This window comes from Burkholderia sp. Bp9143 (assembly GCF_003853645.1).
GTDB lineage: Bacteria > Pseudomonadota > Gammaproteobacteria > Burkholderiales > Burkholderiaceae > Burkholderia.
In genome coordinates this window covers 124,664-150,442 of record NZ_QTPO01000007.1, presented here as the reverse complement: position 1 = coordinate 150,442, position 25,779 = coordinate 124,664, and the positions used below count along the sequence as shown (strand labels likewise).

The window sequence follows — 25,779 nt, the reverse complement described above, 5'->3', positions numbered from 1 at the left end:
TGGTTATTCGGAACGGTTCGGCAGGCGCGCCTGGAAGCGGCACTGGAAGAAGCGCACGGCTTCCTCGAGCGCGGCTTCGTGCGTCGCGAGCGCCGCGTGCGTGACGTCCGGGTAGCGGATCACCTGCGTGAGCACGCCCGACGAAATCAGGCAGCCCGCATATTTCTCCGCTTCGACGTGCAGCACGTCGTTCTGCGCGGTGACGACGAGCGTCGGCGGCAGGCCCGCGAGGCGCACCGATTCGAGCGGCGCCGCATACGGGTGCATGCGCTGCGCCGCCTGCGGCAGATAGGCGCGATAACAGGCCGCGCATTCGCGCGCGGTGATGTCCGACGACAGGCGTTCGGCGTCGCCGATGCGCGTCATGCTCGGGTCGAGCATCGGCCCGAACAGTGCCTGTGCGGCAATCGACACTTCGCCGCGATCGCGCGCGATGAACGCGAGGCAGTTCGCGAGCTGGCCGCCCGCATCGTGCCCCGCGACGCCGATCTTCTTCGGATTGCCGCCGAACGCGCGGGCGCGCGTCGCGGCCCATACGGCGGCGCGATACGCATCCTCCGGCGCGGCCGGAAAAGGAAAGGCCGGCGCGAGCGAATAATCGACCGACACTACGAGAGCTGGTAAGCGTTCTGCTAAAAAGCGCGCGGCGAAGTCCGCGTCGTCGAGCGTGCCGCGCACGAAACCGCCGCCGTGGAAGTAAAGCACTACCGGCAATCCGGTCTTGTCCGCGCGCCGGTAGAGACGCAGCGCGATGTCCTGCGCGTAGCCGGGGATTTCCACCTCCGCGACCGTCAGTGCCGCGCCGGCTCTGGCTTCGGCGGGCAACGCGGCTTGCAGGAATTTGCTGAATTCAGAAGCGTCCATGACGATGCAGCATCCATTTCGAGATGGAACGAATTCTGGGTCCGGCAGACATCGGGATAAATGCCTATAATCCGGCAACACAATTCAACGCCCCCGAACAATCCCAGGCTGCGTCGCCTACAAAGCGGCGCAGCCTCTTTGTTCCTGAGGCTCATTAGATCGTGGAGGTTGTGATGGACCGGCTTCAGGCCATGCAGGTGTTTACTCGCGTCGTCGATACAAGCAGCTTCACCAAGGCAGCAGAAACGCTCAGCCTGCCGCGGGCGTCCGTCACGACGATCATCCAGAATCTCGAAGCATTCCTCGGCGTGCGCCTGATGCACCGGACCACGCGCCGGCTGTCGCTCACGCCGGACGGTGCCGCGTACTACGAACGCTGCGTGCGGATCCTCGCCGATGTCGAGGAAACCGAAGCAAGCTTCCAGAACAACAACCGGAAGCCGCACGGAAAGTTGCGTATCGACATGCCGGGCTCGATCGGGCGGCTGCTCGTGATTCCGTCGCTGTGCGAATTCCACACGCGCTATCCGGACATCGACCTGCAGCTCGGCCTGTCGGACCGACCGGTCGACCTGCTGCAGGAAGGCGTCGACTGCGTGATCCGCGTCGGTGCGCTGCAGGACTCGTCGCTCGTCGCGCGCCGCGTCGGCCTGTTCGAAGGTGTGACGGTGGCCGCGCCGTCGTATCTCGAACATCACGGCGAGCCGCAGACGATCGAGGACCTGAGCGACCACAAGGCCGTCAATTATTTCTCGAGCCGCACGGGCCGCACGATCGACTGGTCGTTCCTGATCGACGGCAAGGAAACCGAGATCAAGATGAACAGCATCGTGTCGGTCAACGATGCGGATGCGTACGTGACCTGCGGCGTCGAGGGCTTCGGGCTGATCCAGCCGCCGCTGTTCATGGTGCTGCCGCACCTGCGCGAAGGCCGACTCAAGGAAGTGCTGCCGGGCATCAAGCCGCTGCCGATGCCGATCTCGGTCGTGTATCCGCACAGCCGGCACCTGTCGCCCAAGGTGCGCGTGTTCGTCGACTGGATCGCCGAAGTGTTCGACCGCTGCCCGCTGCTGAGCGGCAAGGGCAGCCTCGACGCGACGTGCAGCAAGCGCACGTTCGAGGAAGCCGAGCGCGCGCCGGCACTCGACACGCCGGTCATCAACGAGTGGGTCGCGTGATCGTCTGAATCGCGGCGCGCGGGCTGTCAGGCTCGCGCGCCGTCCCGTCTGCGTGCCGCATTGGCGTCACCTGTGTGCCACCTTCCCCGCCGCGCACAGCGTCTTTCCCGAATCCGCATCACACCTTTGCGCCGCGTGCGGCAATCGGTTATGCGCGTGATCGCGCGTGCCGTGTCGTATCGCCGCGAGCCCCGCTGCAGGCGGCTGTGCACGATTTTCGAGTACCCCTGCCGACGGTGCGGATCGCGATTGTTCCTCCATCACGACAAATCAATTCGCGTCTGCCGCATTTATCGCGCCCGGACAGATACCTAGAGTAAACCCTGTCGCGCACCTCGTTGCGCATCGAACAGATCCCGCTTGATGGGACCGGAGCAAGCGCTGAAGCGCTAACTCATATCGACACAGGAGTCATGCCATGAACAGCCGCCACCTTCTCTCCGCCGTTGCCCTCGCACTCGCCGTGTCCGCACCGGCCTTCGCCGATACGAACACCCCGCACGCCGGCGACTACGGCAACACGTCGTGGTACACGCAGCACAACAACGGCCCGCGCACCCGCGCCGAAGTCAGCGCGGAAGTCGAGCAGGCCCGCCGCGACGGCACGCTGGCCTGGCTGCGCAAGGCGAATTCGTATCCGCAAGGGCTCGAACTCGCGCAAGGCCCGTATCGCCCGACGCCGGAAGGCAACCAACTCGCCGGCGCGGGCCGGTAAACGTGCAACGCCGCGCAGCGGATGATCCGCCGCGCGGCGTCGTGATACCGCCGTCGAACACTCGATTAGTCAGTTAGTTGCAGGAGCCTGTGATGAACGATCAACTTCCTTCGCCGCTCGATCATTGGGACGACACCACGCCGGTGTGGACGCCGTTCCGTTCCATGCCGCAATCGCACTGACCCGTGCGTTGACCCGTCGACGGGATCGTCCGGCCATCAACGGCGCGGCACCCCGTCGCGCCATTCGCTCCAGTGCGTGACGATGTCCTGTGCCAGAGGCGATGCCGCCGGCCAGTACGGCGTATCGTGCGTTAGTTGCAGCAATGGGCGTAGCGACACAATTGTCAACGTTCTCCGAAGTAAATCCGGTGGACGAGTCCCATCAGGGACGGTCACATCGATTGACACCGGCCAATAACTCTGGCGCGTCGCGCTCGCCATCATTCCCGATGTTTCATTGGCCGCCGTGGCCCAAGCTGTTTCAATCCCGATCGTCACGCCGGTTGAGCAGGCGCAAGAACAGGTGTGCGCCACGAGAAACCGCGGCCTTTCCCACCTCTCCTTCACACTTCCCAATATTTGCTCGTTCCGTCGACCGCAATTGGGTGCATCATCGGTCCGCTTCGGACACTTAGCATCGGCACTCCAAATGATGTCCTTATGGAGCGTGCCTATGAATGCGTCGCCACAGCTCGATGTATCGCTCGACGAACCGCCAATCTGCCCGAACATGACGGATTCTGCGTTCAGGAAACGGATGCTTGAATTACGGGACGAAGCCGTCGAGATCACAGTGCAACGGCGCCGGGAACTGATGCGATGGAATCCGGCCACCGAAGCTCGAGTCGTCGAGTGGTTCGGCTCGGCAAACATGGATACACGACGCAAACTCACGACGGGGCTCGACGCCCTTGCCAGAATAATGGCTCGCCTCGACCCAAGGAACTTCGTCCGCGTCGGTTCCGATGCCGACCGGGCAACAGAATGTCTGCCGAACATGGAAAATGTCGACATCGAGGTTGCGCACGTCTGTCGCCCCGACACTGCAACTCATACGATCGCCATCAATCTCCCGTTCTGCTCGCTACCAGAGCGATCGGCTGGAAGCCTCTCCTCGCAGCAACTAACGATTGTTCACGGATGCGCTCATTTTGCGGACACCTTCGACGCCGGAGATCACCCGGCGGCATACGGTCGCCGGGCCTGCGCCCAGTTCGCCAAACGCTATCCGAGCATGGCAATCGGCAACGCGGACAACATCGCGTGGTTCATTCTGGCGCGGTGAACTGGAGCGACCGATGAGACATGCCCTCGCCGTCATGCTCGGCGCCTTCCTGTCACTTCCGATCCAGGCCGATGCGTGCAAGGTCTTGTTGACCGACAGCGTCGAACTGCCACTGAATTCGACCGAGATCGCCAATAGCGACAGGCTCGCCATCGCCAGGCACTACCTGACCGCCCGAGAATGGACTCGCGAAGGGGCGACGGCCTCGATCGACGCGGCCGCCTACGATTGGGAAAACCGGCCCAAGCATCTCGCGCGACAACGCGGTGCGCAGATGAAATCCTTTCTCGTGCAACTCGGCATGTCGCCCGATGACATTTATGTCGACGAGCGAATCGTATCGGGCAGGAACGGCAGGCTCGATCCCGACGACAAAAAGCCGCTTTGGATCCAGTTCGTCCCGAAATGCTCGCCAGCAGGCTGTCAATATCTCTGCGACTCGGCAGGTACACCGGGTGTCGCGAGTCATGCACTGACACCCGCAACGCCCGGGCCTGAGCCCGACTCGATCCGCTTTTCGTGCGGCGACATCCGAGAGCCCGCACCGGCACGTTTTGTGACGATAGAACGCTGGACTGCACGCACACGCAATCAGACGTTGCTTTTTCGTGATCGAGACCGGAAGCCGTTGATGCACACCTGCTACCGGATCAGCACCAGTGCAACGCAATACATCGGCATGACGGACGAGCACGGCGAAACGGCGACCATGCAGTTATTGGGCCCCGAATACACGCGCATCGAACTCAAGCTGGCCCAACCCGGGCCGTGATCCTCAGCACGGTTCCCACAAGCCTCAATCCGATCGCTCCGGGCAATATCGACGCGCCCGGAGCCCCGCTATGCGTGGATGACGGAATAACTTCGGCGCGTCGCCACACCGTTACCGGCGCGGCACGCCGTCGCGCCATTCGCCCCAGTGCGTGACGATGTCCTGCACGAGCGGATTGCCCGCGCGGTACAGGTTTTCGGTCGCCGGGGCGAAGCCGCCCTGGTCCGCGTAGTTCAGCAGGTTGTCGGCACTCGTCTGCCCCGCATACGGCCGGTCGAAATCGGAGCCCGTGCGCAGCACCGCGACGCGCGACAGGTCGACCCGCTTCACGCTCGCCGCGCGCTTGAGCGCTTCATACGTCGCGTTGTCTTCCTGCGCGGTCATGCAGTAGGTGCCCTTGCCGTCGGTCAGGATCTTCGTCCACTGGCGCGCGCGCTCGCCGATCAGCGTGCCGGAGAACCACGTATTGCCCGATGACGTGTCGCACTGGATCACCGTCGGCGGCCGGTTCGCCGGCGCATACGTGAACTTCGCGCGTGCGGCCTGTGCCTGCGCGCTGTCGGCGAGCACGACGTTGCGCGACAGCGCATACGCGGCATCGGTCAGCTGCGGGTTGAGCTGGAACACTTCGGTGCGGTAGTCGAGCGGCGGCTTGTCGTTCGGGCTCTTCGTATTGATGCCGAGAAAACCGGTGTTCCAGCCGGCCGGAATCTCGCGCGCATCGAGCTCCCACTGCAGGCTGAAGTCGACCAGGTATTTCGACCAGGCGGCGGAACCGACCGTGCCTTGCGCGGGGTCGACGCCCGCGATGCCCGACACGAGGAAGTACGTGCGGCGCAGGTCGAAGCGCTGCGAGAACGTGAGCGCCATGATCGTCGCGGAGGCGTTCGCGTAACCCATGCCGGTCGTCACCACGCACACGTCCTGCTTGTTGCAGTGAACGGCCGGATAATCCGGCGACAGGCCGGGCACGGTGATGTCGCGCCACGGGCCGAGCCGGTCGAGCCATGCCTGGCCCTCCGGACCGAACATCGTGATGATCATGACCTTGACCGGGCGGCCCTGTGCACCGGTCTCGGCGAATGCAGCGTTGCCCGCGTCGTTGCCCTGGTTGTCCTGCGCGATCGACGGCGCGGTCGCACAGGCGGCAAGCGAGAATGCAGCTGCGGAAAGGATGGAGCGAGTCAGCATCGGCGTTCCTTGTTTCGGTGATGTTGGGTGAGAACGGCTCTCGGAGACTGCGCGAGGGAGTATAGAACGCGCGTCCGCGATGCGGAACCCGACTACGAAACGGCCGGCGGTGTTCGGTAGCGCGATTTTTGTGGGCCGGGTTCGCACGCCGCGTGACGCAAAAGATCAGGAATGCTACTCGGTTGATCGGTACGACATCGCCACATCTGGCGTCACTGATCGCGACCGACGACGGTGCCTGAACCGCTAAACACGGAGCATCCCCGCCACGCCATAACCGAGCACGACCAGCGCGGTCACGACATGACTCGCCACGAGCCATCGCGGCGACTTCACGATGCGCCCGATCGCGCTGCCGCCGAACGCGAACACGAGCTGCCCGGTGAGGCTGCCGGCAAACACGCACGCGGCGCCGAGCAGCCAGTGCCGATGCGCACCGGCCGCGGCTGTGGCGTAGCCATAGAACAGCAGGATGGTCAGCGGATTCGCGAGCGTGACGAAGAACATCGACGTGAACGGGCTTGTGCCCGGCGGCGGCGCGGCGCCATCCAGCGTGCGGCGCCGGTCCTTCAGCGCCTGCCACAGCATGCGTGCGCCCATTGCGAGCAACACGAGTGCGCCGACGAAACGGAACAGCGGCAGGTGCGACGCGAGCGTGCTCGCGAGCATCGCACCGATCGTGAACGCGACGACCGCATAGCAGCCGTCGGCCGACGCCACGCCCACCGCCGCGCGCACGCCGCTGGCGGTACCGGCGCGCATCCCGTAGTTCGCGATCATCAGCGCGACGGGCCCGACCGACAGCGCGATCATCAGCCCGAACAGGAAATCGTTCATCGGTCGTCGATACCTTCGAAGGAAGGCATCGATTCTAGCGACCGACAGCGATCCGCCGTAAAAAAACCGCGTCAGGCGACGTCGACGCGCGCGGGCCCGTCCACCATCTCGCCGATCACGGCCGCGCGGTCGAAACCATCGGCGCGGAAGCACGCGAGCACGTCGTCGACTGCATCCGGCGCGCATGCGACCAGCAGGCCGCCGGACGTCTGCGGATCGGTCAGCAGGGCCTGCGCGACCGTCGGCAGCCCGTCGGCAAGCCGTACGTCGGCGCCATATGCGGCCCAGTTGCGGCCCGATGCGCCGGTGAACACGCCGTCGGCGACGAACGCCTCGACGCCCGCCAGCCACGGCAGCGACGCGTAATGCACGCGTGCGGTGAGGTTCGCGCCGCGTGCGAGCTCGAGCGTATGGCCGAGCAGCCCGAAGCCCGTGACGTCGGTCAGCGCATGCACGCCCGGCAGCGCGGCGAGTTCGGCGCCCGGCCGGTTCAGTTTGGTGGTCGTCGCGACCATCTGTGCGTAGCCCGCGTCATCGAGCTGGTTCTTCTTCAGCGCGGCCGACAGCACGCCGACGCCGAGCGGCTTGCCGAGCACGAGCACGTCGCCCGCCCGCGCAGCCGCGTTGCGCTTCACGCGCGACGGATGCACGACGCCGATCGCCGCGAGCCCGTAGATCGGCTCGACCGAATCGATCGAGTGGCCGCCCGCGACCGGAATGCCGGCATCCGCGCACACCGATTCGCCGCCGCGCAGCACGGCCGCGATCGTCTCGTGCGGCAGCACGTTGATCGGCATCCCGACCAGCGCGAGCGCGAGGATCGGCTTGCCGCCCATCGCGTAGACGTCGGACAGCGCGTTGGTTGCCGCGATGCGGCCGAAGTCGAACGGGTCGTCGACGATCGGCATGAAGAAGTCGGTCGTCGCGACGATCGCCTGCTCGTCGTTCAGCCGGTAGACGGCCGCGTCGTCGGAGGTCTCGGTGCCGACCAGCAGGTCCGGAAACAGCGCCGGCGGCGTCGCCCGCTTCAGCAGCTCGGACAACACGCCCGGCGCGATCTTGCAGCCGCAGCCGCCGCCGTGCGACAGGCTCGTGAGGCGCGGAACGGCGGGCGGGGTGAGGGTGGCTTCGGTCATCGTCGGCATCCGGTGAATAACAACGTTCTATTATCGACAATTCCGCTCGAGCGCGCCCGATACCCACATAATTGACCGCGCTTGCCCGTTCCAGCCTTCGTCCGCGCCTTCATTGATGGATCACCTCTTCATCGGCCTCGTGCTGTGCTCCGCGCTGCTGCACGCGATCTGGAACGCGTTCCTGCATGTCAGCGAGGACCGGCTCGTCCAGCTCGGCACGATGTCGCTGCCGTATCTCGCGTTCGGCATCGCGAGCGTCGCGCTGCTGCCCGCGCCGGCGCCCGCGGCCTGGCCGTACGTCGCGGCGTCGGCAGTGCTCGAGGTCGCGTACTGCTTCACGCTCGCACGCGCCTACCGCAGCGGCGAGTTCGGGCAGATCTACCCGATCGCGCGCGGGATGTCGCCGCTGCTCGTGTCGGTGCTCGCATTCGCCGTGCTGCACGAGCGGCCGACGCCGTTCGGTTTTGCCGGCATCGCGCTCGTGTCGTTCGGCATCATGTCGCTCGCGCTGCGGCGCGGCTTCCGGTTCTCCGGCGAAGGCGTGCCGTACGCGCTGCTCACCGGCGTGTTCATCGCCGCGTATTCGATCTGCGACGGGATCGGCTCGCGCGTGTCCGGCAGCGCGCTCGGCTACATCGCGTGGGTGTACCTGCTGTGGAGCGTGCCGCAGCTCGTGCTCGTCTGCGCGTTGCGCGGGGGCCCGCGCGCGGTGCTCGCCTCGCGCACCGCACTCGCGCAAGGCGCGATCGCCGGCACGATCTCGCTCGCTGCGTACGGAATCGTGATCCTCGCGTACCGGCACCTGCCGGTCGCGACCGTGTCGGCGCTGCGCGAGACGAGCTCGATCTTCGCGGTCGCGATCGGCTGGTTCGTGATGCGCGAGCGGCCCGGCGCGCAGCGGCTCGCCGCGTGCGCGCTGGTGGTCGCGGGCGCGGTGTTGATCCGGCTGTAACGCACGCGAGCATTGAGGCCATAAGGGGAAAACGATCATTCGCCCCCTCTGCGGCGGCCTGCCTCGCCGAGCGTACATGCTGCCGCCCCGTTCCCGTCAAACCGTCGCGACGACCTTGTCGAATGCGCGCTCGTCGATCGCCTCGGCCAGCGTCGCGAACGCCGTCGGAATCTCGTCCTCCGGCACGCACGCATAGCCGAGCAGCAAGCCCGACGCCGCGCGTTCACGCTCCGCGTAATAACCGGACAGCGGCCGAACGACGATGTTGCGTTCGAGCGCGGCCTGCGCGACCGCTCGATCGTCGACACCATTCGGCAGCCGCGTGACGAGATGCAGCCCCGCATCGCTGCCGAGCGCGTGCAGCGTGTCGCCATAGCGGCGCGCGACTGCATCGAGCAGTACCTCGCGGCGCTGCCCGTACAGCGTGCGCATCTTGCGGATATGCGACACGAAGTGGCCTTCCGCGATGAACTCGGCGAGCACCGCCTGCTGCAGCAGCTGACCCTCGCGATACAGCTCGGCGCTCGCGGTCGCGAAGCTCTCCGCGAGCGGTTCCGGCGCGACGAGATATCCGACCCGCAACCCCGGGAACAGCGTCTTGCCGAAGCTGCCGACATAGATCACCTGCCCGGCCGTATCGAGCCCCTGCAGCGACGCGAGCGGCCGGCTGCCGTAGCGGAATTCGCTGTCGTAGTCGTCCTCGATGATCCAGCAGCCGTGCTGGCGCGCGTACTCGAGCAGCATCCGGCGCCGCGCGAGGCTCATCACCATCCCGAGCGGATACTGGTGCGACGGCGTGACGAGCATCAGCTTCGGCGGCTCCGCGAGATCGGCGGCCGACGGCGCGATCCCTTCGTCGTCGACCGGGATCGGCCGCGTGGTCAGCCCCGACACGTTCAGCACGCTGCGCACGCCCCAGTAGCACGGGTCCTCGGTCCAGATCGCGTCGCCCGGATCGGTCAGGAGCCGCACCGCGAGGTCGATCGACTGGTGGATCCCGGTCGTGATGACGATCTGCTCGGGCGTGCAGCGCACCGAACGCGACGTGCGCAGGTAGTCGGCCAGCGCCTCGCGCAACAGCGCGAGCCCGCCGCCCGGCGCGTAGGTCAGCAGGTCCGGGCGCAGGCGCCGCCAGTACTTGTTGTGCAGCCGCGTCCACACGCGCGCCGGAAAGCGCGACACATCGGGCACGCCGGGCATGAACGCGCCGCCCTGGCGCTTCGACACGCCCGCACCCTCGACGAGCCGCGTGCCGCGCGTGGACAGCCGCCGCGCGGACGATGGCACCACCGCCGGGCCGGCGGCCGGGTCGGGCGGCACGCCGACGATCTCGTCCGGCGCGCTGTCGGCGACGAACGTGCCCCGCCCCGTCGCCGAGTTCACATAGCCTTCGAGCGCAAGCTGTTCGTAAACCTGCGTGACCGTGTTGCGGGCGATCCCGAGCTCGGCCGCCAGCAGCCGCGACGACGGCACGCGCGTGCCGGCCGGCAGTTCGCGCGACAGGATCGCCTGCTGCAGCAGCCGGTGCAGCTGCCGGTAGATCGGCTGCTCGCCGCCGCGCACGAGGCGCTGCGCCAGCCAGTCCGACAACACGCTTGCGCGCATGATTGGCTCCTGATTATTTATTGAAATGGCTCTGATTGTCAGAGCCAAATGTGATTATAGTCGCCTCCATGGGCTGCCAATGCGGCCGATTTTTATCCCACCGGACAGAACATCAAGGAGATGACCGTGAAGAATGCCGACCTGCAGGCCCGCAAGAACGCCGCCACCCCGCGCGGCGTCGGCGTGATGTGCGATTTCTACGCAGCCCGCGCCGAGAACGCGGAGCTGTGGGATGTCGAAGGCCGCCGCTTCATCGATTTCGCCGCCGGCATCGCGGTGCTGAACACGGGCCACCGCCACCCGAAGATCGTCAAGGCGATCGCGGACCAGCTGAACAACTTCACGCACACCGCGTACCAGATCGTCCCGTACGCGTCGTACGTCGAGCTGGCGGAAAAGATCAACGAACGCGCGCCGGGCGACTTCCCGAAGAAGACCGCGTTCTTCACGACCGGCGCCGAAGCCGTCGAAAACGCGATCAAGATCGCCCGCGCCGCGACCGGCCGTCCGGGCGTCATCGCGTTCTCGGGCGGCTTCCACGGCCGCACGATGATGGGCATGGCGCTGACCGGCAAGGTCGCCCCGTACAAGCTGAACTTCGGCCCGTTCCCGGGCGACGTGTTCCACGCTCCGTACCCGAACGCGCTGCACGGCGTGACGACGGCCGACTCGATCAAGGCGATCGAGATGCTGTTCAAGGCCGACATCGATCCGAAGCGCGTCGCCGCGATCATCTTCGAACCGGTCCAGGGCGAAGGCGGCTTCAACCCGGCGCCGGCCGAATTCGTGCGCGCGCTGCGCAAGATCTGTAACGAGCACGGCATCCTGCTGATCGCCGACGAAGTGCAGACGGGCTTCGCGCGTACCGGCAAGCTGTTCGCGATGCAGCACTACGACGTGCTGGCCGACCTGATCACGATGGCGAAGAGCCTCGCGGGCGGCATGCCGCTGTCGGGCGTCGTCGGCCGTGCGGACGTGATGGACGCGGCGGCGCCCGGCGGCCTCGGCGGCACCTACGCGGGCAACCCGCTGGCCGTCGCGTCGGCGCACGCGGTGCTCGAGATCATCGACGAAGAGAAGCTGTGCGAGCGCGCGACGCAACTCGGCGACGTGCTGAAGGCGAAGCTGAATTCGCTGCAGGCCGACGTGCCGCAGATCGCCGACGTGCGCGGCCCGGGCGCGATGATCGCGGTCGAGTTCCTGAAGCCGGGTTCGGGCGAGCCGGACGCGGAATTCACGAAGCGCGTGCAGACGCGTGCACTCGAGCGCGGGCTGCTGCTGCTCGTATGCGGCGTGTACTCGAACGTCGTGCGCTTCCTGTTCCCGCTGACGATTCCCCAGGCCGTGTTCGACGAAGCGCTCGTGATCCTCGAGGAAGTGCTGAAGGAAACGGTCGGCGTGCCGGCCTGAGTTCCCGTCCACTTCAACTGAATGCGCCGCCGCCGTCTTCATGACGGCGGCGGCCGTTTCATCCGTCCTTACCCGTCCTTTTCAAAGCAGGCGATTCATATGAGCACCGTTCAGGAAACCCTGGCACTGAAAGATCCGTCGCTGTTCCGCCAGCAGGCGTACGTCAACGGCGAATGGCAAGGCGCGGCGAACGGCGAGTCGTTCGAAGTCCGCAACCCGGCAACCGGCGGCCTGCTCGGCACCGTGCCGGCGATGGGCACGGCCGAGACGCGTCACGCGATCGAGGCCGCGAACGCCGCATGGCCGGCGTGGCGCAAGAAGACCGCGAAGGAACGCGCGGCGATCCTGCGCAAGTGGCACGACCTGATGATGGAAAACGCCGACGACCTCGCGCTGATCCTGACCACCGAGCAGGGCAAGTCGCTGGCCGAGGCGAAGGGCGAGATCGGCTACGCGGCGTCGTTCCTCGAGTGGTTCGCGGAGGAAGGCAAGCGCGTGTACGGCGACACGATCCCGACGCCGGCGAGCGACAAGCGCATCGTCGTGACGAAGGAAGCGATCGGCGTGTGCGCGGCGATCACGCCGTGGAACTTCCCGGCGGCGATGATCACCCGCAAGGTCGGCCCGGCGCTCGCGGCAGGCTGCCCGATCGTCGTGAAGCCGGCTGAAGCCACGCCGTTCTCGGCACTCGCGATGGCCGTGCTGGCCGAGCGCGCGGGCGTGCCGGCCGGCGTGTTCAGCGTCGTCACGGGCGACCCGAAGGCGATCGGCGGCGAACTGACGTCGAACCCGATCGTGCGCAAGCTGTCGTTCACCGGCTCGACGCCGATCGGCCGCCTGCTGATGTCGCAATGCGCGGCGACGGTCAAGAAGGTGTCGCTGGAACTCGGCGGCAACGCGCCGTTCATCGTGTTCGACGACGCCGATCTCGATGCGGCCGTGCAGGGCGCGATCGCATCGAAGTACCGCAACAGCGGCCAGACGTGCGTGTGCACGAACCGCTTCTACGTGCACGAAGCCGTCTACGACCAGTTCGCGCAGAAGCTCGCGGCGGCGGTCGGCCAGCTGAAGGTCGGCCGCGGCACGGAGCCGGGCGTCACGCAGGGTCCGCTGATCAACGAAGCGGCCGTGCTGAAGGTCGAGGCGCACATCGAGGACGCGCTCGCGAAGGGCGCGACCGTCGTGACGGGCGGCAAGCGCCACGCGCTCGGCCACGGCTTCTTCGAGCCGACCGTGCTGACCGGCGTCACGCCGGCGATGAAGGTCGCGAAGGAAGAGACGTTCGGGCCGCTCGCGCCGCTGTTCAAGTTCAGCAGCGACGACGAGGTGATCCGCCTCGCGAACGACACCGAGTTCGGTCTCGCCGCGTACTTCTACAGCCGCGACATCGGCCGCGTGTGGAAGGTTGCCGAGGCGCTCGAGTACGGGATGGTCGGCGTGAACACGGGCCTGATCTCGAACGAAGTCGCGCCGTTCGGCGGCGTCAAGCAGTCGGGCCTCGGCCGCGAAGGCTCGCACTACGGCATCGACGACTACGTCGTGATCAAGTACCTCTGTCTCGCCGTCTGACGGTTCGGGGCCCGTCGCTTCAGTGACAGGCCCTGACCGCCCGGCCGGAACCGGGCGGTCACGACGCGGGCCGGTGCCCCTCTCCGCCGTGCCCGCGTCACCTCCCCTCCCCGCCTTCAACGAAACACATTCACCGCATCCACGAGCCGCGTCGCCTGCTGCTTCAGGCTTTCCGACGCCGCCGCGCTCTGCTCGACCAGCGCGGCATTCTGCTGCGTGATGTTGTCCAGATGCACGACCGCCTGGTCGACCTGCGCGACCCCGGTGCTCTGCTCGGCCGTCGACGAGCTGATCTCCGCGATCAGGTCCGACACGCGCTTCACCTGCGCGACGATGTCCTCCATCGTCTTGCCCGCGCCGTCGACGATCCGTGCGCCCGATTCGACCCGGTCGACACTTGCGCCGATCAGCGTCTTGATTTCCTTCGCGGCATTCGCGCTGCGCTGCGCGAGCGCCCGCACCTCGCCCGCGACCACCGCGAAACCGCGACCCTGATCGCCCGCGCGCGCCGCTTCGACCGCCGCGTTCAGTGCGAGGATGTTGGTCTGGAACGCGATCCCGTCGATCACGCCGATGATGTCGGAAATCTTGCGCGAACTCGCCGTGATGTCGTTCATCGTCGTGACGACTTCGCTCACCGCCTGTCCGCCACGTTCGGCCGCCTCGCTCGCCGAAACCGACAACTGGTTCGCCTGCAGCGCCGTCTCCGCATTGCTCGACACGGTAGCCGTCATCTCGGCCATCGACGCAGCCGTCTGCTGCACGCTGGTCGACGCCTGTTCGGTCCGCGCGCTCAGGTCGTTGTTGCCTTGCGCGATCTCGTTGCTCGCGCGCTGCACGTTGTGCACCTGTTCGCTGACGTCGTCGACGAGCCAGCGGAACATCAGCCCGAGCTGGTTGATCGTGCGCAACGTCATGCCGATCTCGTCGACCCGGTTCATTGCCACGCCGGTGCGGCTCTCGTCGGTGGCAACGCGCAACGCCTGGTCACGTAACTGAATCAGCGGACGCACGATCTGCGCATCGAGCCACAGGCCGGCCGCCACCGACACGCCGGCCGCCACGGCGGCAAACGCCGCGAGCCCACCGCCTGTCAGCCCGCACGCCCACCCCGCGCCGACGACGGCCGGCACCAGCACGCACAGCGTCGAATGAACGCGCGCGCGCACCGACATCGTCTGGAACAGCGACGCGACACGCATCAGCCCCGTACGGACGATCAGCCCCTTGTGAAAACGGCGGTTGCCGGCCTTGCCTTCGCGGAACGCGCGGTACAGCGCGTCGGCCGCCGCGATCTCGTCGCGCGACGCCTTCGTGCGCACCGACATGTAGCCCGTCGGCTGCCCGTTGCGCATCACCGGCACCGTATTCGAACGGACCCAGTAGTGATCGCCGTTCTTGCGGCGGTTCTTCACGAGCGCAGTCCACGGTTCACCGTTCTTCAGCGTCGCCCACATATCGGCGAATGCCTCCTTCGGCATGTCCGGATGCCGCACGACGTTGTGCGGCTGGCCTTCGATCTCCTCGGGAGAAAATCCGCTGACCTGGATAAACGCGGCATTCGCGTACTTGATGTAACTGTCCGCGTCGGTGGTCGACATCAGCGTCGCGTCGTCGGGAAATTCGAATTCGCGTTGCGTGACAGGCTGGTTATTGCGCATGGTGTGGAGTTCCGGGTTGCGGATCTTGCGCCCGCTTGTGGATTGGATCGAGACCGTACGCATCGCGGCCGTCCCGCATGCGTTCGATCACACTCCTGCGCTTTCGGCAGATTTGGCGAAAACATTATGCCGACGTCGCGCAAATATGCATTAATTTTGCATCATCTTGATTCAGCCGAATATTTTGTTTATATGTGAATCAAGAATCCAGTTTTATCCAATACTCGAGCTTCGATTACCTGATTATTCGAAGCATTCATTCCGACGGGATTGGCGGATAAAACCGGAATCATGAATGCGAATCCCTCTCGTTTAATCCATTAGAACCGAATCGGAAATCGGAGATTTCGCCGCCTCGCCTCGCAGCAACGGGACGGGACGCGCAAACGCGCGCCCCCGCCGATTACCGAAACACATTCACCGCATCGACGAGCCGCGTCGCCTGCTGCTTCAGGCTTTCCGACGCCGCCGCGCTCTGCTCGACCAGCGCGGCATTCTGCTGCGTGATGTTGTCCAGATGCACGACCGCCTGGTCGACCTGCTCGACCCCGGTGCTCTGCTCGGCCGTCGACGAGCTGATCTCCGCGATCAGGTCCGACACGCGCTTCACCTGCGCGACGATGTCCTCCATCGTCCTGCCGGCATCGTCGACCCGTCGCGCGCCCGACTCGACCCGGTCGACGCTCGCGCCGATCAGCGTCTTGATTTCCTTCGCCGCGTTCGCGCTGCGCTGCGCGAGCGCCCGCACCTCGCCGGCGACCACCGCGAAACCGCGCCCCTGTTCGCCCGCACGCGCCGCTTCGACCGCCGCGTTCAGCGCGAGGATGTTGGTCTGGAACGCGATCCCGTCGATCACGCCGATGATGTCGGCAATCTTGCGCGAACTCGCCGTGATGTCGTTCATCGTCGTGACGACTTCGCTCACCGCCTGCCCACCGCGCTCGGCCGCTTCGCTCGCGGACACGGCGAGCCGGTTCGCCTGCAGCGCGGTCTCCGCATTGCTGTCGACCGTGGCCGTCATCTCGGCCATCGACGCGGCGGTTTCCTGCACGCTCGACGCGGCCTGTTCGGTGCGTGCGCTCAGGTCGTTGTTGCCCTGCGCGATCTCGTTGCTCGCGCGCTGCACGTTGTGCACCTGTTCGCTGACGTCGTCGACGAGCCAGCGGAACATCAGCCCGAGCTGGTTGATCGTGCGCAGCGTCATGCCGATCTCGTCGACGCGATTCATCCGTACGCCGCGGCGGCTTTCTCCGGTCGCGACGTTCAGCGCCTGGTCGTGCAGCCGTTTCAGCGGGCGCACGATCTGCGCATCGAGCCACAGGCCGGCGGCCACCGACACGCCGGCCGTCATGGCGGCAAACGCCGCGAGCCCGCCGCCTGTCAGCCCGCACGCCCACCCCGCGCCGACGACGGCCGGCACCAGCGCGCACAGCGCCGAATGAACGCGCGCGCGCACCGACATCGTCTGCGGCAGCGACGCGATGCGCAGCAGCCCGGTTCGGATGATCAATCCCTTGTGGAAACGGCGCTGGCCGGCGTTGCCTTCGCGGAACGCGCGATACAGTGCATCGGCGGCCGGGATCTCGTCGCGCGGCGCCTTGGTGCGCACCGACATGTAGCCGTGCGGCACGCCGTTGCGCACCACCGGCACCGCGTTCGCGCGCACCCAGTAGTGATCGCCGTTCTTGCGGCGGTTCTTCACGAGCGCGGTCCACGGTTCGCCGTTCCTCAGCGTCGCCCACATGTCGGCGAACGCCTCCTTCGGCATGTCCGGGTGCCGCACGACGTTGTGCGGCTGGCCGACGAGTTCGTCGGTCGAGAAGCCGCTCACGTACGCGAACGTCGTGTTCGCGTACGTGATGATGCTGTCGGCATCGGTGGTCGACATCAGCGTGACGTCGTCGGGAAATTCGAATTCTTGTTGGGTAACAGGCTGGTTGTTGCGCATGCAGGGCTCCGAAAGGCGGATCCGGATGTGGGATCCGCGCGGCGCGGAAATCACGCTCAGTAGCCGAAAAACGGTTTATCGCTTTACGACAGTCTCGTTCCTGCTGTCGGCAACCTCCGGAAAAACCTTAATCCGGAAGCGCATAAAATATCGATTTCGGTCATCGGCATGATTTCGATCAAGCAATCCCGCGATAATCATGTCCGACTCTTTGCGGATACGGCCCGATGCTTGACGAGATTGTGTCAGGCGACGCATCAGTCAAGACAGTCGTTTCACGCGGCGAGACGATTCAGCCTGGCCAACTCCATTCAACCGGCATTCGAACTCGATGAAAAGGACCCGCCGCCAATTGAATCGACTGCCCCGAAATCCGGCACTGGCCGCGCATGACGGCGATAAACACGATCAGGCCGCCCTTTTCCGTAATCGCGACGCGATGCGCGTTCCGCAAACGCGCAACATACGCGGCGACGTAGCCAGCACGCGGCCGCACACATCCAGCCACACACAATGCGCCACACACCGGACCACCACATGACACGCCGCGCCGCCACCGAACGCGACGCACTGTCGGCACGCCTGCTCACCTGCGACGAACTGCCGCTCGTCTGGACCATCGACCGGCGCGAGATCATCCATCATCTTTACACGCTGCGCGACGGCGAGCTGCAGCTCGTCCCCGACTTCTACGATGTGCGCGGCTGGCCCGACGGCGAAGCCGAACACTACACGCCGATCCTGCTCGACTGCCACGATCGCGGCGGCTGGTGTCTCGGCATGTTCGACGGCACACGGCTGGTCGCGGCGGTCATCGTGGACAACGATCCGCTCGGCCCGCGACGCGACATGCTGCAACTGAAGTTCCTGCACGTGAGCCGGGACTGGCGCGGTTGCGGGCTCGGCGAGCATCTCTATCGCACGGCCCGCGCGCAGGCTCGGGCGATGGGCGCCGAACGGCTTTACGTGTCCGCGACGCCGTCGCGCCGCACGATCGACTTCTACCTGCGCGTCGGCTTCGCCGTCAGCGCGTCGCCCGACCCGGCGTTGTACGCGCTCGAGCCGGAAGACATTCATCTGGAAGCGCCGACGGCCTGACGCGCGCGAACGCAACCCGCGCGTACAATTTCCGCTCGCTCGACATCGCCGGCACGGAGAACGACATTGCAGAACGCACCGCAGCCGCCGGCCATGCCGAAGATCCTCGTCAGCATGTGCGTGCTCGGTCACCCCGTCCGTTACAACGGCTCGGCGAAGACCGCCGTGCATGACACGCTCGCACGATGGCAACGCGAAGGGCGCCTGGTGCCCGTATGTCCGGAGCTGGCAGGCGGATTGAGCGTGCCGCGTCCGCCCGCCGAAATCGCGGACGGCGAATCGGGGCAACGCGTGCTGGCCGGTGCCGCGCGCATCGTCGACGTGCATGGAATCGACGTGACGGCGCCGTTCGTCGACGGCGCGCAGGCCGCGCTCGCGCTGGCACGCGCGCACGACTGCCGCTTCGCGATCCTGGCGGACGGGAGTCCGTCGTGCGGAAGCAGCTTCATTTACGACGGGAGTTTTACGGGCCGGCGGCATGCCGGCGCCGGTGTGACGGCGGCGTTGCTGCGCCAGCATGGCGTCGAGGTGTTCGCGGACACCGAGATCGACACGCTCGCCGCGCGCCTCGCGCAATATTCGCAGGCTGAATGACGATGTGGCCGGCACGAAGAGCTTCTCGTGCCGGCCACATCGTTTGGAAAGGGAACACGGTGAAGCCGCGCGCATTCCGCGCGCTTCACCGCATCACGCGATCAGACGCGCTCGATCGCGATCGCGATGCCCTGGCCGACGCCGATGCACATCGTGCACAGCGCGAAGCGGCCGTTGGTGCGATGCAGCTGGTACATCGCGGTCGTCACGAGACGCGCGCCCGACGCGCCGAGCGGATGGCCGAGCGCGATCGCGCCGCCGTTCGGGTTCACGCGAGGATCGTCGTCGGCGACGCCGAGCATGCGCAGCACCGCGAGACCCTGCGACGCGAACGCTTCGTTCAGCTCGATCACGTCGAACTGGTCGATCGTCATCCCGAGCCGCGCGAGCAGCTTCTGCGTGGCCGGCGCGGGGCCGATGCCCATCACGCGCGGCGCGACGCCGGCCGTCGCGATGCCGAGCACGCGCGCACGCGGCGTCAGGCCGAAGCGCTTCGCGGTGGCCTCGTTCGCGAGCAGCAGCGCGGCGGCGCCGTCGTTGACGCCCGACGCGTTGCCGGCCGTCACCGAGCCATCGGGGCGCACGACGCCCTTCAGCTTCGCGAGCGTCTCGAGCGACGTTTCGCGCGGATGCTCGTCACGCGAAAAGACGACCGGATCGCCTTTCTTCTGCGGAATCGTCACCGGGACGATTTCCTCGGCGAGCGTGCCGTCCTGCTGCGCACGCGCGGCCTTCTGCTGGCTGCGCAGCGCGAACAGGTCCTGGTCGGCGCGGCTGATGTTGTAGTCGACCGCGACGTTTTCAGCCGTCTCGGGCATCGAATCGACGCCGTGCAGCTGTTTCATCAGCGGATTGACGAAACGCCAGCCGATCGTCGTATCGTGGATGTCGGCCTGGCGCGCGAACGCGCTGGCGGCCTTGCCCATCACGAACGGCGCGCGCGTCATGCTTTCGACGCCACCGGCCACCATCAGCGCGGCCTCGCCCGACTTGATCGCGCGCGCGGCCACGCCGACCGCGTCCATCCCGGAACCGCACAGGCGGTTGATCGTCGAACCCGGCACGCCCTCCGGCAGGCCCGCGAGCAGCGCGGACATGCGCGCGACGTTGCGGTTGTCCTCGCCGGCCTGGTTCGCGCAGCCGTAGATCACGTCGTCGATCGCCGTCCAGTCGACGTCGCGGTTGCGCTCGACGAGCGCCTTGAGCGGCACCGCGCCGAGGTCGTCGGCGCGCACGCCGGACAGCGCGCCGCCGTAACGGCCGATCGGGGTACGAATCGCATCACACAGAAAAGCTTCGGTCATCAGTGTCTCCGGTCTCATGCAAGGCTGGGAAGTGATTGAAACGCGCCCCTTGCATTGCCCGCCGGGATGCGCTTAAATGTTCTATATACGAACATAAGATCGTGTATCGAACGTTCAACGCATCATAGGGAGTGCGGGGACGACCTGTCAAGCGCCCGGTCCGCGGTGCGGTTGGCGTGTCAGGCCCCATGCGCTATCTTCTCGGCTGCACGACAATCCGACCGTTCATGACAACCGAAGACATCCAGACGAAACCGGGCGACTCCTATGTGCAGTCGTTCGCGCGCGGCCTCGCCGTGATCCGCGCGTTCGACGCCCAGCGCCCGGAGCAGACGCTCACCGAGGTCGCCTCGGCCACCGGGCTCACGCGCGCCGGCGCACGCCGGATCCTGCTGACGCTGCAGACGCTCGGCTACGTCGAGGCCGACGGCCGGCTGTTCCGGCTCACGCCGAAGATCCTCGAGCTCGGCTTCGCGTATCTCACGTCGATGCCGTTCTGGAATCTCGCCGATCCGGTGATGGAGCAGTTGTCCGCGCAGATCCACGAAAGCTGCTCGGCCGCCGTGCTCGACCGCACCGAGATCGTCTACGTGCTGCGCGTGCCGACCCACAAGATCATGACGATCAACCTGTCGATCGGCAGCCGCCTGCCCGCGTACTGCACATCGATGGGCCGCGTGCTGCTGTCCGCGCTCGACGACGCGGCGCTCGACGAAACGCTCGCGCAAAGCGGCATCCGCGCACACACGCCGCGCACGATCACCGACATCGGCGAGCTGAAGGCGACGATCGCGCAGGTGCGCCGGCAAGGCTGGGCCGTGGTCGACCAGGAACTCGAAGTGGGCTTGATGTCGATCTCCGCGCCGATCCGCAACCGGCGCGGGCAGGTGATCGCCGCGATGAACATCAGCGGCAACGCGCAACGGCACACCGCGAAGCAGATGGTGAAGGAGTTTCTCGGGCCGCTGCAGCAGGCCGCGCAGACGGTGTCGGAACTGGTGGCACGGCGCGGATGAGGGGCAGGCCGGCGGATCAGCAGCCGGCGGCTGCGCGTTCCCCCAAACCGGAGCGCCGCGGCGTCAGCTTCGATTGTCGTGTCGGCGACACGACGATTCACGCATAAAAAGACGGGCGGCACCTGGCCGCCCGCTCAACTCTGACTCTGCTGTAACGCCTTCTCACGGAACGCGGAGCGAACTCCGCACCGCTTAATTTAGTGACGCGGCAAAGCCCGGTCAATTTGACGAGAACGAAATTGCACGGCGCCTCTCGGACACCGTCCCCGCTGCTCACGCGCCGAGCAGCATGCCCTTGCGCACCGGAACCGTCCCCGTCACGCGGCCGAGCGGCGCGCCAGCCGTCACGAAGCGGATCGCGCGGCGCATGTAGAACACGCCGTCGGTGCCGCTCGACACCGTCGTGATCGCGTCGGTCAGCGGATCGACGATGTCGAACAGCGGATCGCCGGCGCGAATCGTCGCGCCGATCGCCGCGCGGTGCACGAGAATCCCGCTCACCGGCGCATGGAACTGCTCGCTGCCCGCAAGCGGCGTGGCCGGCGCGGCGAGCGGCGGTAGCGGCGCGCGCTCGCCACGCACCGCGCCGCACCACACCAGATAGTCGACGAGCGCATCGGCGTCTCGCGCCGCGTATTCGTGCGTCACGTCGCGCTGGCCGCGGCATTCGACGGTCACGGCCACCGTGCCCGCCGCCATCGGCGTGCGTTCCGGCAGATACTGCCGCAACTGCGTCCACAGCAGGTGATGCGCATCGTCGAACGCGTGGCCGCCCGAATCCTCGGCGAGCAGCGACACCTCGGCGCCGAGATAGCGCGCGAGCGGCTCGACCTGCGGCCACGCGGTCTCGCTCGTGTACAGATGCATCACGGCTTCGAGCGAGCAATGCAGGTCGATCACGACGTCGGCGTCATGCGACAGCTTCAGCAAGGCAAGCTGCAACGCGTCGAACTCGGTGCGCGGCGCGATCTCGTCGAGCGCCGCGCCGACGCATTCGCGCACGATCGCGCGATTGCGTTCGGGATCCGCGCCGAGCCGGTCGCGCGCCCGCGCGGCGATATCCGCGAGCGGCAGGAAACCGCGATTGAAATTGCGTCCGCTCGCGAGATCGAACCGCCCGATGAATTGCCCGAGCAGATGGTGATTGAGCCCGACCGGGTTCGCGACCGGCACCAGCACGACCTCGGCTGCGAGCCGGCCGTCCGCGTCGAGTTGCGCGAGCCGCTGCTTGAGCGCGACGGCGGCGAGCATCGCGGGCGTCTCGTCCGCGTGCAGCGCGGCCTGCAGGTAGATCTTGCGGCCGGCGTCGGGCGGCCCGAAATGGAAGCTCGTCAGCGTGCGCTGCGTGCCGATCGACGGCGACAGGAGCGGCGTGGTGCGAATCTGCATCGATGGTCTCGAATGAAAAATGCGGGGAAGAACGGGGCGCGCGGCTCAGTCGCCGTACGGGTTGAAATCGAAGTACTGCTTCGCGATGCGGTCGTACGTGCCGTCCTTCAGCATCGACGCGATCGCGCCGTCGATCGACGCCTTGAGCGCCGTGTCCGACTGGCGCATCCCGATGCCGACGCCGCGATCGCCCAGGTCGAGCGGCGCGCCGACGAACGCGAAGCCCTTGCCCTTCGGCTGGCGCAGGAAGCCGTAGTCGGCTTCCACCGTGCCGAGCAGCGCGGCGTCGAGCCGGCCGTTGACGAGATCGGCGAACACGTCGTCCTGGCTCTTGTACGGCACCACGCCGACGCCGGCCGGCGCCCAGTGCGCGAGCGCCCACGATTCGAACTGCGTGCCCGACTGCACGCCGACGCGCTTGCCGGCCAGCGACGCGGTCGTGCTGCCAAGCCCGCGCTCGGGCCGTGCGACGAGCCGCGACTTGAAGCGGAACAGCTTCAACGAGAACAGGATCTGCTTCTCGCGCTTCTCGGTGATCGCCATCGACGACAGGATCGCGTCGATCTTGCGCGCCTGCAGCGCCGGAATCATCCCGGAGAATTCGAGCTCGACCCACTGGCAGCGCAGTTGCGCACGGCGGCAGATCTCGTTGCCGAGGTCGACGTCGAAGCCCTTCAGGCTGCCGTCGGGCGCCTTCGCGTCCATCGGCGGATAGGTTGGATCGATGCCGAGGCGCACCACGTGCGCGTCGAGCGCGTGCGCGGACGTCGCCGCGAAGCCGATGCACAGGGAAACCAGCGTAACGAAGAAGCGGCGGAAGCGTTTCATGGTCGACGAAAGGCGGGAAGAGGGACAAACGGCATGGGCCGGACTGCCTGCGATCGTAGTGCGCGCGCGTCGCCGCCGGAATTGCCCGCTGTCTTATCATGATCAGTATTTCCGATCACCGGCCTCGCGCTCGACCATGGCGTTCACGCTGTCCCAGCTTCGCATCTTCCAGGCCGTCGTCGAACACGGTAGCCTGCGCGCCGCCGCACGCGCGCTCGATCTCGCACAGAGCGGCGTGACCCAGCAGTTGCAGAGCCTCGAGGCGACGCTCGGCGCGACGCTGTTCACGCGCACCAATCGCGGGATCGTGCCGACGGCCGTCGGCCAGCGGCTGCTCGCACGCTCGGGGGCGATCCTCGGCGAATGCGAGCAGGTCGAGCACGAGATCCGCCAGCTGAGCGGCGCGTACGAAGGCACTGTCACGCTGGGCCTCGTGACCGAACCGCTGATCGATGCGTTCGCACCGGTGCTGACCGCGTTCCGCGCACGCTTCCCGAAGGTCGACGTGCACCTGCGCACCGGCACGTCGCGGATGATGATCGGCTGGCTGCGCGAAAACGCGGTGGATTTCGCGATCGCGCTCGTCGCGAAGCAGACCGACACGACCGATCTCGCGGTCACGCCGCTGCATGCGTCGGCGCCGGTGGTCGTGTGCCGCGGCGGCCATCCGCGGCAGCATGCGCAATCGCTTGCCGAGCTGGCCGACTACGCGTGGGTGTCGACGCGCTCGCCGAACCTGAGCGCCGATCCGGTCGTCAACCGGCTGCTCGCGTATTTCGACGCGCACGGCCAGCCGGCGCCGAAGATCATCGCGACCGTCGAAGGGATGTTCGAGACGCTGCAGCTCGTCACGCAGACCGATTGTCTCGCGCTCGAATCCGAAGCCGTGACGCGGCACGGGCCGTTCGCGGGCGCGCTCGCGAAGGTGCCGGTGCGCGAGCAGGCGGAATCGCAGGACGTCTGCCTGCTGCAGCGCGCGGCCGTGCCGTTGACGCCGGCCGCGCAGGAACTGGCGACGATGCTCGCGTCGTATCTGAGGACCGTGCGCGGGCGGTAATCCAGGCACGGATCACCGCGCCGCGGCGCGGCACGTCAGTCCATCGACTCGCGCGCCGTCTCGCGCAGCATCGCGACCGCGATCAGCGACAGCACGACGCACGCGGCCACGTAGCCGGCCGGCGCGAGCTTGCTGCCGGTCGTCTTCACGAGCCAGGTCGCGATCAGCTGCGCGGTGCCGCCGAAAATCGTCACCGCGAGCGCATAGGCGATCGAGATGCCGGTCGCACGCACATGGCGCGGCAGCGATTCGCACATCAGCGCCATTTCCGATGCCGATCCAAGCGAATAGAACAGCAGCATCAGCGCGGTCAGCGGCAGGATCACCGACAGCGTCGGATGATGGTTCATCAGCCAGAACGCCGGGAACAGCAGCAGCACGAGCACGCCGCGCCCGACGAAGATCGGCATGCGCCGGCTGCCGAGTCGGTCCGACAGCCAGCCGAACAGCGGACACGTCACCAGCATCACGCAGCCCGACGCGACACCGACGAACATCGACAGCTTCATCGGCAGGCCAAGCGTATGGATCGCATAGGTCGGCATGTAGAAGGTCAGGATATAGGTCGACACCGTGCCGCCCATCACCGTCAGCATCAACAGCAGCACCGTGCGCGTGTGCCGCGAGAACAGCTCGCGCAGCACGCCGCGTTCGATGCCGTGATGGCTGTCGCCGGGCGCATCGTCCGCGAGCCGGCGGCGCAGGAACATGCCGACCGGCGCGATCAGCACGCCCACGAGGAACGGCAGGCGCCAGCCCCAGCCCTCGAGCGCGTCCTTCGTCAGCGTGTTCGACAGCAGCGCCGCGAAGCCCGAGCCCATCAGCGCCGCGCCGCCCTGCGTCGCGAGCTGCCAGCTCGCGCGGAACGCACGGTGCGACGTGCCGCCCTGCTCGATCAGCGTGGACGTCGCCGCGCCGAACTCGCCGCCCTGCGAGAACCCCTGCATCAGCCGCGCGCAGACGACCAGGATCGGCGCGGCCACGCCGGCCTGCGCGTAGGTCGGCGCGATCGCGATCAGGCCGGTGCCGAGCGCCATCAGCATGATCGTCAGGTTCAGCGCGGCCTTGCGGCCCTTGCGGTCCGCGTAGACGCCGAGCACGACGCTGCCGAGCGGCCGCGTGAAGAAGCCGGCGGCGAACGTCGCCACCGACAGCAGCAGCGACGTGGTCGGGTCGCTCGACGGGAAGAACAGCTTGCCGATCAGCACCGCGAAGAAGCCGTACACGGTGAAGTCGAAGAACTCCAGCCAGTTGCCGATCACGGCCGCCGCGATCGCGCCGCGCTTGGTGACGGCCGGCACGCCGCGCGTATCGGTTTCGGCGACCTCCGTCGACGCGGGGTGCAGCGCGAGATGGTCTTTCTGCATC

Annotated in this window: 22 protein-coding genes; 11 read left to right on the top strand and 11 right to left on the bottom strand. The window is 66.8% G+C overall.

All coding sequences use genetic code 11. The features are described 5' to 3' along the window. Window positions 1-3 precede the first annotated feature (3 nt). The gene (locus DIE23_RS07385; RefSeq protein ID WP_124611502.1) at window positions 4-864 is read right to left on the bottom strand and encodes an alpha/beta hydrolase; all 861 of its coding nucleotides are present in this window, start codon (window positions 862-864) and stop codon (window positions 4-6) included. A 173-nt stretch (window positions 865-1,037) separates the two neighbouring features. Between DIE23_RS07385 and ceoR the strand changes: the two genes are divergently transcribed. The 4 genes from ceoR to DIE23_RS07365 all read left to right on the top strand — a co-directional run bounded on the left by ceoR (window position 1,038) and on the right by DIE23_RS07365 (window position 4,816). After that, on the top strand, window positions 1,038-2,042 hold the full coding sequence (gene ceoR / locus DIE23_RS07380; protein WP_124611501.1) for a putative multidrug efflux transcriptional regulator CeoR: 1,005 nt from the start codon (window positions 1,038-1,040) through the stop codon (window positions 2,040-2,042). A 418-nt stretch (window positions 2,043-2,460) separates the two neighbouring features. Next, window positions 2,461-2,757, top strand: a complete 297-nt coding sequence (locus tag DIE23_RS07375; protein ID WP_124611500.1) for a DUF4148 domain-containing protein — start codon at window positions 2,461-2,463, stop codon at window positions 2,755-2,757. A gap of 675 nt (window positions 2,758-3,432) precedes the next feature. After that, window positions 3,433-4,044, top strand: a complete 612-nt coding sequence (locus DIE23_RS07370; RefSeq protein WP_260435987.1) for a M35 family metallo-endopeptidase — start codon at window positions 3,433-3,435, stop codon at window positions 4,042-4,044. A gap of 13 nt (window positions 4,045-4,057) precedes the next feature. Further along, window positions 4,058-4,816, top strand: a complete 759-nt coding sequence (locus tag DIE23_RS07365) for a hypothetical protein (RefSeq protein ID WP_124611499.1) — start codon at window positions 4,058-4,060, stop codon at window positions 4,814-4,816. 111 nt (window positions 4,817-4,927) lie between these two features. On the opposite strand, the gene DIE23_RS07360 is transcribed toward DIE23_RS07365, so the two are convergent. From DIE23_RS07360 to selD, 3 genes are all read right to left on the bottom strand, one after another. Continuing rightward, a complete protein-coding gene (locus DIE23_RS07360) occupies window positions 4,928-6,007 on the bottom strand; it encodes a purine nucleoside permease (protein ID WP_059599083.1) in 1,080 nt (359 codons plus the stop codon). Between the two features lie 246 nt (window positions 6,008-6,253). Beyond that, window positions 6,254-6,844: a LysE family translocator gene (locus DIE23_RS07355; RefSeq protein WP_124611498.1), complete on the bottom strand. Its 591-nt coding sequence runs from the start codon at window positions 6,842-6,844 to the stop codon at window positions 6,254-6,256. A 71-nt stretch (window positions 6,845-6,915) separates the two neighbouring features. After that, window positions 6,916-7,980, bottom strand: a complete 1,065-nt coding sequence (gene selD / locus DIE23_RS07350; RefSeq protein WP_082750537.1) for a selenide, water dikinase SelD — start codon at window positions 7,978-7,980, stop codon at window positions 6,916-6,918. 115 nt (window positions 7,981-8,095) lie between these two features. Between selD and DIE23_RS07345 the strand changes: the two genes are divergently transcribed. Continuing rightward, window positions 8,096-8,932 (top strand): DMT family transporter, encoded by an 837-nt coding sequence (locus DIE23_RS07345; protein ID WP_124611497.1) that lies wholly within the window; start codon window positions 8,096-8,098, stop codon window positions 8,930-8,932. Between the two features lie 96 nt (window positions 8,933-9,028). Here the strand turns inward: DIE23_RS07345 and DIE23_RS07340 are convergent, their stop codons facing one another. Continuing rightward, complete coding sequence (locus tag DIE23_RS07340) at window positions 9,029-10,537, bottom strand: PLP-dependent aminotransferase family protein (protein WP_124611496.1); 1,509 nt, start codon at window positions 10,535-10,537, stop codon at window positions 9,029-9,031. Between the two features lie 126 nt (window positions 10,538-10,663). On the opposite strand from DIE23_RS07340, the gene DIE23_RS07335 reads away from it, so the two are divergent. Together DIE23_RS07335 and gabD are read left to right on the top strand one after the other, a co-directional pair. Continuing rightward, window positions 10,664-11,947, top strand: coding sequence for a 4-aminobutyrate--2-oxoglutarate transaminase (locus DIE23_RS07335; RefSeq protein WP_124611495.1), 1,284 nt, complete (start codon window positions 10,664-10,666; stop codon window positions 11,945-11,947). 99 nt (window positions 11,948-12,046) lie between these two features. Further along, entirely contained in the window at window positions 12,047-13,516 is a 1,470-nt protein-coding gene (gene gabD / locus DIE23_RS07330; RefSeq protein ID WP_124611494.1) for an NADP-dependent succinate-semialdehyde dehydrogenase, read from the top strand. Window positions 13,517-13,632: 116 nt separating this feature from the next. On the opposite strand, the gene DIE23_RS07325 is transcribed toward gabD, so the two are convergent. After that, window positions 13,633-15,177 carry a PAS domain-containing methyl-accepting chemotaxis protein gene (locus DIE23_RS07325; RefSeq protein WP_124611493.1) on the bottom strand — a complete coding sequence of 515 codons (1,545 nt, stop codon included), beginning with the start codon at window positions 15,175-15,177 and terminating at the stop codon, window positions 13,633-13,635. A 403-nt stretch (window positions 15,178-15,580) separates the two neighbouring features. After that, window positions 15,581-17,125 (bottom strand): PAS domain-containing methyl-accepting chemotaxis protein, encoded by a 1,545-nt coding sequence (locus DIE23_RS07320; RefSeq protein WP_124611492.1) that lies wholly within the window; start codon window positions 17,123-17,125, stop codon window positions 15,581-15,583. 537 nt (window positions 17,126-17,662) lie between these two features. On the opposite strand from DIE23_RS07320, the gene DIE23_RS07315 reads away from it, so the two are divergent. Both DIE23_RS07315 and DIE23_RS07310 read left to right on the top strand, forming a co-directional pair. Further along, window positions 17,663-18,223 (top strand): GNAT family N-acetyltransferase, encoded by a 561-nt coding sequence (locus tag DIE23_RS07315; RefSeq protein ID WP_124611491.1) that lies wholly within the window; start codon window positions 17,663-17,665, stop codon window positions 18,221-18,223. Between the two features lie 93 nt (window positions 18,224-18,316). Next, a complete protein-coding gene (locus DIE23_RS07310) occupies window positions 18,317-18,817 on the top strand; it encodes a DUF523 domain-containing protein (protein ID WP_409364224.1) in 501 nt (166 codons plus the stop codon). Window positions 18,818-18,918: 101 nt separating this feature from the next. On the opposite strand, the gene pcaF is transcribed toward DIE23_RS07310, so the two are convergent. Then, window positions 18,919-20,121 (bottom strand): 3-oxoadipyl-CoA thiolase, encoded by a 1,203-nt coding sequence (gene pcaF / locus DIE23_RS07305; RefSeq protein ID WP_124611489.1) that lies wholly within the window; start codon window positions 20,119-20,121, stop codon window positions 18,919-18,921. A 227-nt stretch (window positions 20,122-20,348) separates the two neighbouring features. Between pcaF and DIE23_RS07300 the strand changes: the two genes are divergently transcribed. Beyond that, window positions 20,349-21,137: an IclR family transcriptional regulator gene (locus tag DIE23_RS07300; protein ID WP_185646400.1), complete on the top strand. Its 789-nt coding sequence runs from the start codon at window positions 20,349-20,351 to the stop codon at window positions 21,135-21,137. Between the two features lie 273 nt (window positions 21,138-21,410). Here the strand turns inward: DIE23_RS07300 and DIE23_RS07295 are convergent, their stop codons facing one another. Beyond that, a complete protein-coding gene (locus DIE23_RS07295; protein WP_124611487.1) occupies window positions 21,411-22,526 on the bottom strand; it encodes a succinylglutamate desuccinylase/aspartoacylase family protein in 1,116 nt (371 codons plus the stop codon). Between the two features lie 45 nt (window positions 22,527-22,571). Then, the gene (locus tag DIE23_RS07290; protein WP_124611486.1) at window positions 22,572-23,354 is read right to left on the bottom strand and encodes a transporter substrate-binding domain-containing protein; all 783 of its coding nucleotides are present in this window, start codon (window positions 23,352-23,354) and stop codon (window positions 22,572-22,574) included. Window positions 23,355-23,490: 136 nt separating this feature from the next. On the opposite strand from DIE23_RS07290, the gene DIE23_RS07285 reads away from it, so the two are divergent. Then, a complete protein-coding gene (locus DIE23_RS07285) occupies window positions 23,491-24,411 on the top strand; it encodes a LysR family transcriptional regulator (protein ID WP_124611485.1) in 921 nt (306 codons plus the stop codon). Between the two features lie 35 nt (window positions 24,412-24,446). Here DIE23_RS07285 and DIE23_RS07280 read toward each other — a convergent pair whose 3' ends face one another. Then, entirely contained in the window at window positions 24,447-25,778 is a 1,332-nt protein-coding gene (locus DIE23_RS07280) for an MFS transporter (protein ID WP_124611484.1), read from the bottom strand. Window position 25,779: the final 1 nt, after the last annotated feature.

Coding starts and splice junctions, on each gene's coding strand:
- DIE23_RS07280 (WP_124611484.1), bottom strand. CDS start 25,778: ATGCAGAAAGACCATCTCGCGCTGCACCCCGCGTCGACGGAGGTCGCC.
- pcaF (WP_124611489.1), bottom strand. CDS start 20,121: ATGACCGAAGCTTTTCTGTGTGATGCGATTCGTACCCCGATCGGCCGT.
- DIE23_RS07310 (WP_409364224.1), top strand. CDS start 18,317: ATGCCGAAGATCCTCGTCAGCATGTGCGTGCTCGGTCACCCCGTCCGT.
- DIE23_RS07385 (WP_124611502.1), bottom strand. CDS start 864: ATGGACGCTTCTGAATTCAGCAAATTCCTGCAAGCCGCGTTGCCCGCC.
- DIE23_RS07345 (WP_124611497.1), top strand. CDS start 8,096: ATGGATCACCTCTTCATCGGCCTCGTGCTGTGCTCCGCGCTGCTGCAC.
- DIE23_RS07325 (WP_124611493.1), bottom strand. CDS start 15,177: ATGCGCAATAACCAGCCTGTCACGCAACGCGAATTCGAATTTCCCGAC.
- DIE23_RS07285 (WP_124611485.1), top strand. CDS start 23,491: ATGGCGTTCACGCTGTCCCAGCTTCGCATCTTCCAGGCCGTCGTCGAA.
- ceoR (WP_124611501.1), top strand. CDS start 1,038: ATGGACCGGCTTCAGGCCATGCAGGTGTTTACTCGCGTCGTCGATACA.
- selD (WP_082750537.1), bottom strand. CDS start 7,980: ATGACCGAAGCCACCCTCACCCCGCCCGCCGTTCCGCGCCTCACGAGC.
- DIE23_RS07320 (WP_124611492.1), bottom strand. CDS start 17,125: ATGCGCAACAACCAGCCTGTTACCCAACAAGAATTCGAATTTCCCGAC.
- DIE23_RS07365 (WP_124611499.1), top strand. CDS start 4,058: ATGAGACATGCCCTCGCCGTCATGCTCGGCGCCTTCCTGTCACTTCCG.
- DIE23_RS07360 (WP_059599083.1), bottom strand. CDS start 6,007: ATGCTGACTCGCTCCATCCTTTCCGCAGCTGCATTCTCGCTTGCCGCC.
- DIE23_RS07295 (WP_124611487.1), bottom strand. CDS start 22,526: ATGCAGATTCGCACCACGCCGCTCCTGTCGCCGTCGATCGGCACGCAG.
- DIE23_RS07355 (WP_124611498.1), bottom strand. CDS start 6,844: ATGAACGATTTCCTGTTCGGGCTGATGATCGCGCTGTCGGTCGGGCCC.
- DIE23_RS07315 (WP_124611491.1), top strand. CDS start 17,663: ATGACACGCCGCGCCGCCACCGAACGCGACGCACTGTCGGCACGCCTG.
- DIE23_RS07290 (WP_124611486.1), bottom strand. CDS start 23,354: ATGAAACGCTTCCGCCGCTTCTTCGTTACGCTGGTTTCCCTGTGCATC.
- DIE23_RS07370 (WP_260435987.1), top strand. CDS start 3,433: ATGAATGCGTCGCCACAGCTCGATGTATCGCTCGACGAACCGCCAATC.
- DIE23_RS07375 (WP_124611500.1), top strand. CDS start 2,461: ATGAACAGCCGCCACCTTCTCTCCGCCGTTGCCCTCGCACTCGCCGTG.
- DIE23_RS07340 (WP_124611496.1), bottom strand. CDS start 10,537: ATGCGCGCAAGCGTGTTGTCGGACTGGCTGGCGCAGCGCCTCGTGCGC.
- gabD (WP_124611494.1), top strand. CDS start 12,047: ATGAGCACCGTTCAGGAAACCCTGGCACTGAAAGATCCGTCGCTGTTC.
- DIE23_RS07300 (WP_185646400.1), top strand. CDS start 20,349: ATGACAACCGAAGACATCCAGACGAAACCGGGCGACTCCTATGTGCAG.